The organism is Lentzea sp. NPDC006480 (genome assembly GCF_040611995.1).
Lineage (GTDB): Bacteria > Actinomycetota > Actinomycetes > Mycobacteriales > Pseudonocardiaceae > Lentzea.
On sequence record NZ_JBEXPJ010000027.1, the window covers coordinates 63911 to 75054 of the forward strand.

Below are 11144 nucleotides of genomic sequence, written 5' to 3' on the forward strand. Positions count from 1 at the left end.
CGGCGGCGTCAGCGCCACGACCGGCACCCGCTCTCCCGGCGGGGAACTGGAAGCCGAGCAGGCTCCGGAGTATTCGGGCCCGAATCAGGACCGGCTGCGCAGGAACTGTTCTTCCGCGCTGTTCACGCGCTCTTCGAGCTGCGCGCGCACGTTCTCCAGATCACAGCGCAACAACGCGATTTCCTCGACCGTGGTGCGAACCTCCTCTTCGAGGTGCCCCACCTCGCTGGAGAGCTGCAGCACGACGAAGAGCAGCACGAACGCGGCGGCCGCGAGCACGAAGTTCGCAGCGAGCTGGACTCCGGTCAGCCCGGACAGCCACGTCGGCAGGCCGGGGACGACCCCCAGCGCGACCACGCCGAGGCTGACGATCAGCCACATCGCCGCGTACTTCTCGCGGAGCTTGCGACGTCGCAGCATTTCGACCACGACGATGAACACGAGTGCCGCGATCAGCACTGCGAACAACCGGAACTCGGACACCGCGAACCCCTCAGGCGGCTTCGATGGCGTTGGTCTTGGGCCCGCGCCGCACGATGGCGAGCACGAGGGCCAAGGTGGCCCGTGCCAGGTACACCGCGGACTTCACCGGAGACGTGGAGGGCGTGCCGCCTGCCCGCACCCGCATCGCCACCGGCACCTGCGTGATCTTCAGATCGGCCCGCACCGCCATGACGAGCGACTCCAGCGTGTCGCCGAGGTACTCCGCCGGGTAGTGCTGAGCGAAGAGGCGCACCGCACGGGGACCGGCGGCCTTGAAGCCCGACGTCACGTCGGTGAGCTTCTCCCTCGACAGGGCCGAGAGCACGAGCGCGAACACCGTCATGGCCCACTTGCGCGGGCCGCGGGCCTTGTACTCGCCCTTGCCGGCGAACCGGGCACCGATCACGAGGTCCGCGCCGTCCAGCTTGCGGAGGAGGTCGGGCACGTCGGCCGGGTTGTGCTGGCCGTCCGCGTCGACCTGGACGACGACGTCGTAGTCGTTGCGCACCGCGTACCGGAAACCGGTGCGCATCGCGCCGCCCACGCCGAGGTTCACGGCGAGCCGCGCCACCTGGGCACCGCTCTCGCGCGCACGCAGCGAGGTGCGGTCGGTCGAGCCGTCGTCGACGACGAGGACGCCGACGCCGGGCAGGGTTGCCTTCACCTCGGCGATGATCTTCTCAATGTTCTGCTCTTCGTTGAGAGCAGGCAGAACGATCAGCACTCGCCGGTAGTCGACCGAGTCAGACACGGGCGTCAGCCTAACCAGTCACGGACGTGTCACGGGAACCAGCCCGAACAACCAGCCCCAGTGCCACGAAAACGCCCACCGTGGGCGCGACGACCAGGCCAAATACGCTGCGCAACACCATGTCACCCGGTGTGAACGCGAGCACCAGGACGCTCATCGCGGCGACGACGGCCCACGTCAGCAGCACGCGTCCTGGCTGCTTGCGGGCCACCAGCACGGCCGCCAGCAGCAACACCGCTCCCAGCAGCACCGAGGACCACACCAGCCCCGCGACCGCCCACCCCGCGACGACGTGCTGGTCGCCGAAGAGCAGCCGCACCCCCCACGGGCCGATCAGCCAGCCCGCCAGCCCGCCGAGACCGGCCAGCACGAACGCCGCGAGCGTTCCCCTGATCAGCAGCGAGACGAGCCTGCGATGCCCGTCCTCGTCCTGCAGCAGCCGCACCACCGTCGGCACCGCCATCGCCTGCACCGGTGACAGCAGCAGCAACGGCACGCGGGCCAAGCTCAGCGCGAAGAACAGACTGCCCAACGCGTCGAGGTCTTCCTTGGCCGCGAAGAACTTCGCCACGGCCGGATACCCGGTCAGCACCGACGCGGTGAGTCCCGCGCTCAGCATCAGCAGCAGCGTCCGCCGGGCCACGACACTCCACGGCTCGGCGTCGCCGACGAAGTCGACGTGCTTGCGCGCCTTCACCAGGAACGGCAGGAATGCGAACGAACCGAGCGCCACCGACACGGAGATCGGCAGCAGGCCCGTGACGCCCAGCACGAGCAGCGCGCAGAGCAGCAGGATGCGCACTCCCGCCTCGGTCACCAGCAGGCCGCCGTACGGCTTGACCTCGCGGAACCCGATGAGCACGCCTCTGGTGCCGAACTGCAGCGCGAACGCCACCGACGACGCGAGGGCGATCAACCCCAGCGAGATGTCGTCAGCGCTGTAGATCCGCTCGGCGACCGGAGGCAGCGCGAGCACCGCACCGAGCACACCGACCGCGATGACGGCGACGGCGACGGTGCGCAGTGCGGTCGGGCCGACCCGCCCGCCACGCAGGTCCGCGTGAGCGGACAGCCGGGACACCTCCTGCTCGATCGGGCTCAGCGCGCTGCCGATGCCGAACACGACGCCCCAGAACGCGAGGAACACGGCGCCGTCAGCAGGGTTCAGCCCCCGGCCGGCGACGATCAGCACGGGGTATCCCAGGGCCGCCGAGAGGAAGACCGCCAGGCCCACCACGCCCAGCGATTTGCCCGCGGTCTTCTCGGTCATTTGCGGACGGCCTTCTTCGCAGCCATCGCCAGGCCCCGCACCACGCCGGCGCCGAACACCGCGGCGAACAACGGCAGCAGGCGCATCACCGCGAACGTCTGGTCCTTGGTCGCACCGGACCTGCGCACCACCACACCGGCGGCCGCCCAGCCCGTGAGGCCCAGCAGGACGCCGATCTTCGGGAACTTGGCGAGGACGAACAGGCCCACGACGCCGAGCACACCGGCACCGAACAACGCGTTGCGGACCGGGCCGGGCGAGTCGAGGTAGCTGTCGACGAACGTGGTGCCGCGGAAGTAGACGTGCTTCACGAACTTCTTCAGCGAGTCGCGGCTGTTGTACTGCGCCGCGAAACCGGGAGCGAGCCAGATCCGCTGCTCCTCGGCGATCGAGCGGAGCATGCGGGTGTCGTCGCTTGCCAGCCGCGGGTCGTCGAACAGCGACTCGAACGACTTCGCGGCACGCAGCAGGGTCTCCCGCGGCGCCAGGAAGGCGGTGGTGCCCTTGGGGTACGAGTCGAACTCGTCAGCTCCGAACGACACCAGCCGCGGGTTCGCCGTGTAGCGGCGCCAGCCCACCGAGACCAGGCCCTGCATGAAGCCCGCGTACGGGTTGCCCCTGGTGTCGGTGTTGATGTGGCCGTTCCACACCCGGCGCTCCGGGTGCTCGGCCAGCTGCTCGCGCAGGAAGACGAACGAGTTCTCGTCGATGATGACGCGGCTGTCGATGAGCAGGACCAGCTCTCCGTGCGCCGCCTGCACGCCGTTGAGACGGGCGGCGAACCGGCCGCTGTTCTCCTGGGAGATGACGGTGACGTCACCGAGCTCCGCGAGCCGCTTCGGCGTCTCGTCGGTGCTGCCGTCGTCGACGACCACGATCTGTGCGGGCCATTCGGCGCGGGCCAGCGCGGTCCTGAGTGCTCCCACCGATCGCCCGATCCAGTCAGGCTCGTTGTAGACCGGGATCACGATGCTGAGGGTGGGGACGTTGTCGAGGGATTTGCTCCTGCTCGTCACACCTGACAGTATCCAGGCGGTCCGTTGATCCCGAGCTTCAGGGGTCCTTCCCGTGATCGCCTTCATTGCCGGTACCACCGCTGAACTCATCAAGGTGGCGCCCGTTTATCACGCTCTCGTCGCCCGCGGCACCAAGCCGCTGCTGTGGTTCACCGCACAGCACGTCGACGAGGTAGCAGATGTGCTGGAGGACCTCCAGCTCCCCGAACCAGACCTGTGGCTCGTGCCGCGCGGCAAGGCCCGCAACCTGGAGACGCCGAAGCAGGTGCCCGCGTGGGCGACCGCCATCACGCGGACCGTTTTCGGCCAGCGCAAGCAACTGCGCGCCTCGCTGACGGCCGACGGCAAGCCGGGACTGGTCATCGTGCACGGCGACACGTTCACGACCCCGTTCGGCAGCCTCGTCGGCAAGCGCCTGCTCGGCGCCCGCGTCGCGCACGTCGAAGCGGGCCTGCGCTCCGGCAGCCTGGCCTCCCCGTTCCCCGAGGAGATCAACCGCCGCATCGCGACGGTCGTCACCGACGTCCACTTCGCCCCGACCGAGCGCGAGGTGCACAACCTGCGCAAGGCCCGCGGCGTGGTGGTGAACACCGAGGCGAACACGGTCATCGACGCGATGCGCCTGGCCATCAACTCGACCACCACCGAGGACCTGCCCGAGGAGTTCGGCCTCGCCACGCTGCACCGCTTCGAGCTGCTGTCGCGCCCGGAGAAGTACCGCGAGGTCCTCGAAATGCTGAAGAAGGCGTCGGCGAAGACGCCGATCCTCTACCTGGCCGGCGCCCCCGAGCGGGAGCGGATCGAGCGCTTCAAGTGGCACGACCTCTTCGACGGCGAGAACTTCATCCTGCAGCACAAGCGCCGCTACCTGAAGTTCCTGCCGATCCTCGCGCGCGCCAAGTTCGTCGTCACCGACTCCGGCGGTCTGCAGGAGGAGTGCTCCTACATCGGCATGCCGGCGGCGATCCACCGCACGCACACCGAGCGGCAGCAGGGCATCGGCGGCAACATCGTGCTGACCGGCATGGAGACCTCGAAGCTCCAGCACTTCCTGGAGAACTACGAGTCGCTGCGCCGTCCGTCCACGCTGGACAAGTACCACCCGAGCGAGATCATCGCGGACACGCTGCAGCAGCTCGGTTACGTCTGATCTGGACGGTCGAACAGGACCTGGGAGAAGGGAAAGGGCCCACCGCGGATCGCGGTGGGCCCTTTCCCTTCTGCGTGGCTCAGGACCGGCCGTTGCTCCCGGCGGGGAGGATCTCGTAGACACGCGCCTGCGGGTTCTCGTAGACCTTCTTCATCTCGGGCAGCTTGTCGAGGGTCTGCAAACCCGGCGCGGGAATCGTGTACGGCCGCACGTAGCCGACACCGAAGAGCACGTACTTGATGCCGTGCTCGTCGATGATCTGCCGGATCTTCGGGTCCTTGTCGATGTCCTGCAGGTGCCGCGTGAGGATGCCCTGGTCGGTCTCCTCCTTGGCGCCGTAGTACGACCACTCCATCGGCTGGACGCCGGCGAGGGCGTACAGCCACACCGAACCGTCCTGACGGTCGTTCATGACCGGGTGACCCTTGGAGTGCTGGGAGAGCCACTGGTACGCCTCGCGCTCGCCGGGGCTCACCGTGTCGCCCGAGCGGTTGGTGATGGAGATCGCGTGGGAGTTGCGGCCGATGTAGCCGCCCTTGCTCAGCACGCCCAGCACAGCGCCGAACGCGAGGGCCACGACCACCGGCACCACGAACGCCGCGCGCGGCGTCGACACCCGCGAGCCGAACTTCTCGGTGACCTTGGCGGAGACGGTCCAGGTCAGCTCGCCGACGGCGAGTGCGCCCGCCAGGGGCAGCAGTGCGGCGAAGCGCCACGCGTCGTTGTAGAACGGGCCGGACAGGATGTTGATGACGGCGTTGTTCAGCGAGGCGCACGCGGCGTAGAGCGCACCGAACACGACCCACGCGCCGACAACCCAGACCAGGCGGCGGTGCCTGATCATGAGCCAGATGCCGACGATCGCGGCAAGGCCCAGGAACCACTGCGGGAAAGCGCTGGTCGGCGAGAACAACAGCACTTGGCCGATGCCCTCTGCCGGTGACGCGAACTCGTCCCACTGCGCGCCGGTCACGCCGGCGGACTGCGAGAGCGCGGGCAGCATGATCGGGATCAGGCAGGCCAGTGCCCACGCGGCCGTCGCGATGAGCCGCTTGCGGCTGTTCTTCCAGTCGATCGGCTCGAGCTTGAAGACGAACGCCGCGAGCAGCACGATGCCGTAGGTGGCCGCCACGAACGCGAGACTGGTGTGCAGACCGGTGAGACCCGCGAAGGAGAGGCCGAGTCCGAGCGGGCCCGTGAGGCCCTTCACGGTGAGGATCTTGCGCGCGATCGCGAGTGCACCGGGGATCATCGCGACACCGGCGACGTAGGGCCACAGCGGGCCGCGCCACAGCGAGTCGTACGGGAACGCGGTGAACCACGTCGCGGTGACCGCGGCGGCGGCGGCCGCGACAGCGGGCATGCGCCAGGTGGCCGCCAGTGCCGCCACACCCGCCACCCACGCCACGATGATCGCCATGGCGCCGAGGTTCAGCAGCTGCGGCATCGGGACGACCGTGTCCAGCAGCGGCGCGAGCAGTGCGTGGTAGGTGTTCGGGTAGAAGTAGCTCGCACCCTCCGGCAGGTTCGCGAGCGGCGCGAGCGCGGACGGCAGCGGGGTGCCGTGCTCGGCGATCCAGCGAACGGCGTTGCCGTGGTGCGGCGCGTCCCAGTCCTGGTTGACCGTGTCGAGGTGGTAGCCGAGGCCGCGCAGGTACGTGAAGACGCCGAACCCGGCGCCCACCACGACACCGGCGGCGATCATCAGGTGTTCGCCCAGCGAGCGCTTCGGCTCGAGGATCGGGTCACCCGCGTTGTTCCTGCGCCGCACCAGCCAGGTGATGAGGCCGAGGAACGCCGCGAGCACCAGTGTCCACAGCGAGACGCTCAGCAGGTTCCAGTAGATGTGGAGGGGACCCAGCACCACGGTGCCCAGCGCGATGACGCCGGCGGTCAGCGCGGGCGCGCCACCGACGAGCGCCCAGCCCCTCAGGCGCAACGCCGTGCCGACGACCAGTCCCGGCACGAAGAACGCCAGGATTACCAGTGCATTCATCAGAATTTCCTCGGTTCAACGGGCTGACGCCGGGGATGTCCCCCACCGCGGCGGGCTCATGACCTGGTTCGCGAGCGCTTCACGGTACCCGGACGGCTGACGTGCCCTTCCCCGGCGTCTCAGAACCAGCGCTCGAGGACCTGCGCGACGCCGTCCTCCGAGTTGGGCGCGGTGACCTCGTCGGCGGCGGCGAGCGCGACCTCGTGCCCGTTCGCCATCGCCACGCCGTGGCCGGCCCAGGTCAGCATCTCCACGTCGTTCGGCATGTCACCGAACGCGATCACGTCCCGCCGGTCGACCCCGAGCCGCTCGGCCACGTCGGCGAGCCCGGTCGCCTTGGTCACGCCGTGCACCGCGAGCTCGACCAGGCCGTTGTTCGTGGAGTAGGTCACGTCCACCTGGCCGTCGAGCACCTCGCCGATCCCGGCGGCCATCTCGCCGCTGGTCATGCCCGTGTGCCGGACCAGCAGCTTGGTCGCCGGGAAACCGAGCGTCTCGGCCCTGCTCAGGCCGACGTTCGGGCCCTCTGGCCACGGGTGGGAGTAGCTCAGCTCGGCGATGAACGTCGCGTCGTCGTGCACGCCGCCGACGCGTTCGACCGCGTAGGTGCAGTCCGGCAGCGCCGCATCGATGGCGGCGACGATGTCGCCCAGCCGGACCGGGTCGAGCGTGTGCGCCCAGATGATCTCGTCGCGGCCGATGTCGTAGAGCACCGCGCCGTTCGCGCAGACGGCCAGCCCGTCGAGTCCCGCCTGCTCGGCGATCTTCGGCACCCAGCGAGGCGGCCTGCCGGTGGCGAGCACGAACGGCACGTCCGCCGCGAGCACGCGGCCGACGACCCCGGCCGTGCGCGGGCTGACCTCCTCGCGCGGGGTGAGCAGTGTTCCGTCGACGTCCGATGCGACCAATCTGGGCTGTTCCACTCGCCCATGGTGCCTGGTCCAAGTTCGTCGGTGGCTGAACAGCTGGTTACCGTACGAGCGTGCGCGCTGGAATCGTGATCCTTCCCGAACACCGGTGGTGGATGGCCGAGCCCAAGTGGCGTGCCGCCGAGGAGTACGGCTTCCACCACGCGTGGACCTACGACCACCTCGGCTGGCGCGACCTGGTCGACGGCCCGTGGTTCGGCGCGGTCCCGACACTCTCGGCGGCCGCACTGGTGACCTCGCACATCCGGCTGGGCACGTTCGTGGCGAGCCCGAACTTCCGCCACCCGGTGCCGTTCGCGCGTGACCTGCTGACGCTCGACGACGTGTCCGACGGGCGGTTCACCCTCGGCGTCGGCGCAGGTGGAGCGGGGTACGACACCACCGTGCTCGGTCAGCGGCCGCCGTTGCCGCGCGACCGCACGGCCCGGTTCGCCGAGTTCGTCGAGCTGCTCGACCAGCTGCTGGCGAAGGACCGCACGTCGTGGCGCGGTGAGTTCTACGCGGCCGAGGAGGCCCGCAGCGCCCCCGGTTGCGTGCAGCGGCCGCGGCTGCCGTTCCTCGTCGCGGCGAACGGCCCGAAGGCGATGGCGGTCGCGGCGAGGTTCGGTCAGGCCTGGGTCACCACCGGACCGCCGACCGACGACACCGAGACGTGGTGGCGCGGCGTGCGGACGCTGTCCGAGCAGTTCACCGAGACGTTGGCCACAGAGGGCCGCACCACGCGGATGCACCGCTACCTGAACCTCGACTCGGCGCCGGTGTACTCGCTGTCGAGCGCGCAGTGCTTCACCGACGCCGTGGGCAGGGCGGCCGAGCTGGGCTTCACCGACGTCGTCGCGCACTGGCCGCGGCACGACGGCGTGTACGCGGGCAGCGAGTCCGTGCTGGAGGAGGTCGCGGCGGACGTTCTGCCCGTGCTGGGCCGTTAACGTGTCCCCCGTGCGACACGTAGCGGTGATCGGTGGCGGAATCGTCGGGCTCGCGGTGGCTGCCGAGTTGGCGTCGCGGGGCTCCCGCGTGACGGTGCTGGAGAAGGAACGCACCTGGGGTGCGCACCAGACCGGCCACAACAGCAACGTCGTGCACGCCGGCCTCTACTACAAGCCGCGCTCGCTGAAGGCACGGATGTCCGTCGCCGGCAACGCGTCGATGGTCGCCTTCGCGCGTGAGCACGGCGTACCGGTCGACGTGTGCGGCAAGCTCGTGGTCGCCGCCTCCGACGACGAGTTGCCACGGCTGCACGACCTCGCCGCACGCGCGGAGGCCAACGGCGTCCCGGCGAAGCTGATCTCCGCCGCGGAGGCGCGGGAGTACGAGCCCGAGGTGTCGTGCGTCGCGGCGCTGCGGGTGGAGAGCACCGCGATCATCGACTACCCCGCGGTGTGCGCCGCGCTCGTCGGGCTGCTGGCCGAGCACGACCTGCGCCTGCAGTCACCCGCGCTGGCCATCCGTTCGGTCGCCGGTGGCGTGGAGGTGGCGACACCGCAGGGCGTGGTGAAGGCGGACGCGCTGGTGAACTGCGCCGGCCTGCACAGCGACCGGGTGGCGCGGCTCGCCGGGCTGACGCCGTCCGCGCGGATCGTGCCGTTCCGCGGCGAGTACTTCGAGCTGCGGCGCACGTCGTTGGTGCGCGGCCTGATCTACCCGGTGCCGGACCCGACGCTGCCGTTCCTCGGCGTGCACCTGACCCGGATGCTCGACGGCTCGGTGCACTGCGGCCCCAACGCCGTGCTGGCGCTGCGCCGCGAGGGCTACCGGTGGAGCGACGTCTCCACGGCTGACGTCCTCGACGTCGCCCGCTTCCCCGGCACCTGGCGACTCGCCCGCAAATACGCCCGCACCGGCGTCGAAGAGGTGCTGCGGTCGTTGTCCCGCAAGCGTTTCGCCGCCTCACTGGCCCGGCTCGTGCCCGCCGTGCGCGAGGACGACCTGGTGCGTGCGGAGGCTGGCGTGCGCGCGCAGGCGATGCTGCCGGACGGGTCGCTCGTCGACGACTTCCTGATCGAGACGGCTCCGCGTCAGGTGCACGTGCTCAACGCGCCATCGCCGGCCGCAACGGGTGCACTGGAGATCGCGAAGCACGTCACAGACGGCCTCATCAGCTCGCTGGAGTGACACCAGCCGGTCTACTACGTGCCAGAAGACCGGTCCCGCTCCGGCGGCGCCGGAGCGGGAGCTCGTCATCAGCTCGGCCCGAGGACTTCCAGGCCGCCCATGAACGGCCGCAGCGCCTCGGGCACGGTGACCGAACCGTCGGCGTTCTGGTGGTTCTCCAGGATCGCGACGATCCACCGCGTCGTGGCCAGCGTGCCGTTCAACGTGGCCGCGATCTGCGACTTGCCGTTCTCGTCGCGGTAGCGGACGTTCAACCGGCGCGCCTGGAACGTGGTGCAGTTCGAGGTCGACGTCAGCTCGCGGTACTTCTGCTGCGTCGGCACCCACGCCTCGCAGTCGAACTTCCGGTGCGCCGACATGCCGAGGTCGCCCGTGGCCGTGTCGATGACCCGGTACGGCACCTCGATCTTGGCGAGCATCTCCTCTTCCCACCCGAGCAGCCGGGCGTGCTCCGCCTCGGCGTCCTCCGGCTTCACGTACGAGAACATCTCGACCTTGTTGAACTGGTGCACGCGGATGATGCCGCGGGTGTCCTTGCCGTACGAGCCGGCCTCACGCCGGTAGCACGACGACCAGCCCGCGTACCGCCGTTCACCGTCGAGGATCTCGTCCTTGTGGTACCCGGCGAGCGGCACCTCCGACGTGCCGACCAGGTACAGGTCGTCGGCCGGCAGGTGGTAGATCTCGCTCGAATGCGCACCCAGGAAGCCGGTGCCCGCCATGATCTCCGGCCGCACCAGCGTGGGCGTGATCATGAGCTGGAACCCGTTGGCCGTCGCCTGCTGCGCCGCCATGTTGAGCAGCGCGAGCTCCAGCTGCGCGCCGGCGCCCTTGAGGAAGTAGAACCTGCTGCCGCCGACCTTGGCGCCGCGTTCCATGTCGATCACGTCGAGCTTGGTGCCGAGGTCGAGGTGGTCGAGCGGCTCGAAGTCGAACTGGCGCGGCTCCCCGACGGTCTTCACGACCACGAAGTCGTCCTCGCCGCCGACGGGCGCGTCCGGGTGCACCAGGTTCGGGATCTTGGCGAGGAGCTCGTTGACCTCCTCCGCCGTGGTGTGCTGCTCGGCCTCGGCGGCCTTGACCTCGTTCGAGAGGTCCTTGGCCTTGGCCAGCAGCGCGGTCTTCTCGTCGCCCTTGGCCTTGCCGACCTCCCTGCCGAGCACCTTCTGCTCGGCGCGCAGGGTGTCCGCGCGGGAGATCGCGGTCCGCCGGCGCTCGTCAGCGGACAGCAGCGCGTCGACGACGCCCTCGTCCTCGCCACGGGCACGCTGCGAAGCGCGCACGATCTCCGGGTTCTCGCGCAACACCTTGAGGTCAATCACCTGGAGAAGGGTAGTCCGTGCCGCCAACACACTTCACGCGGATATCCCTGCTTCAACCGGAACGCGGGGGCCGGACCGGGGAGGCTCGCGAGCTGGCTGCCCGGGTGCCGGC

10 protein-coding genes are annotated in these 11144 nt (G+C 69.7%); 3 read left to right on the forward strand and 7 right to left on the reverse strand.

Going from position 1 to position 11144, the window contains the following annotated elements:
• Positions 1–84: 84 nt before the first annotated feature.
• From ABZX92_RS14000 to ABZX92_RS14015, 4 genes are read right to left on the reverse strand one after another with little or no spacing between them, the layout of a single operon-like run.
• A complete protein-coding gene (locus ABZX92_RS14000) occupies positions 85–483 on the reverse strand; it encodes a DUF2304 domain-containing protein (RefSeq protein WP_355558075.1) in 399 nt (132 codons plus the stop codon).
• Positions 484–493: 10 nt separating this feature from the next.
• Positions 494–1243 (reverse strand): glycosyltransferase family 2 protein, encoded by a 750-nt coding sequence (locus ABZX92_RS14005; protein ID WP_355558106.1) that lies wholly within the window; start codon positions 1241–1243, stop codon positions 494–496.
• Position 1244: 1 nt separating this feature from the next.
• Complete coding sequence (locus ABZX92_RS14010; protein ID WP_355558078.1) at positions 1245–2504, reverse strand: hypothetical protein; 1260 nt, start codon at positions 2502–2504, stop codon at positions 1245–1247.
• A complete protein-coding gene (locus tag ABZX92_RS14015) occupies positions 2501–3520 on the reverse strand; it encodes a glycosyltransferase family 2 protein (RefSeq protein WP_355558081.1) in 1020 nt (339 codons plus the stop codon). Before ABZX92_RS14015 ends, ABZX92_RS14010 begins: the two co-directional genes overlap by 4 nt.
• 52 nt (positions 3521–3572) lie before the next feature.
• On the opposite strand from ABZX92_RS14015, the gene ABZX92_RS14020 reads away from it, so the two are divergent.
• Positions 3573–4670, forward strand: coding sequence for a UDP-N-acetylglucosamine 2-epimerase (locus ABZX92_RS14020; RefSeq protein WP_355558084.1), 1098 nt, complete (start codon positions 3573–3575; stop codon positions 4668–4670).
• A gap of 79 nt (positions 4671–4749) precedes the next feature.
• Here ABZX92_RS14020 and ABZX92_RS14025 read toward each other — a convergent pair whose 3' ends face one another.
• On the reverse strand, positions 4750–6666 hold the full coding sequence (locus tag ABZX92_RS14025; RefSeq protein ID WP_355558087.1) for a DUF6541 family protein: 1917 nt from the start codon (positions 6664–6666) through the stop codon (positions 4750–4752).
• Positions 6667–6785: 119 nt separating this feature from the next.
• A complete protein-coding gene (locus ABZX92_RS14030) occupies positions 6786–7589 on the reverse strand; it encodes an HAD family hydrolase (protein ID WP_355558090.1) in 804 nt (267 codons plus the stop codon).
• Between the two features lie 59 nt (positions 7590–7648).
• Between ABZX92_RS14030 and ABZX92_RS14035 the strand changes: the two genes are divergently transcribed.
• Positions 7649–8524: an LLM class flavin-dependent oxidoreductase gene (locus tag ABZX92_RS14035; protein ID WP_355558093.1), complete on the forward strand. Its 876-nt coding sequence runs from the start codon at positions 7649–7651 to the stop codon at positions 8522–8524.
• A gap of 10 nt (positions 8525–8534) precedes the next feature.
• The gene (gene lhgO, locus ABZX92_RS14040; protein WP_355558095.1) at positions 8535–9710 is read left to right on the forward strand and encodes an L-2-hydroxyglutarate oxidase; all 1176 of its coding nucleotides are present in this window, start codon (positions 8535–8537) and stop codon (positions 9708–9710) included.
• A 68-nt stretch (positions 9711–9778) separates the two neighbouring features.
• Here the strand turns inward: lhgO and serS are convergent, their stop codons facing one another.
• Positions 9779–11032 carry a serine--tRNA ligase gene (serS, locus tag ABZX92_RS14045; protein WP_355558097.1) on the reverse strand — a complete coding sequence of 418 codons (1254 nt, stop codon included), beginning with the start codon at positions 11030–11032 and terminating at the stop codon, positions 9779–9781.
• Between the last annotated feature and the right edge of the window lie 112 nt (positions 11033–11144).

What these genes read in the sequence shown, in the direction of transcription:
- ABZX92_RS14010 (WP_355558078.1), bottom strand. Translation starts at nt 2,504, where the DNA reads ATGACCGAGAAGACCGCGGGCAAATCGCTGGGCGTGGTGGGCCTGGCG.
- ABZX92_RS14025 (WP_355558087.1), bottom strand. Translation starts at nt 6,666, where the DNA reads ATGAATGCACTGGTAATCCTGGCGTTCTTCGTGCCGGGACTGGTCGTC.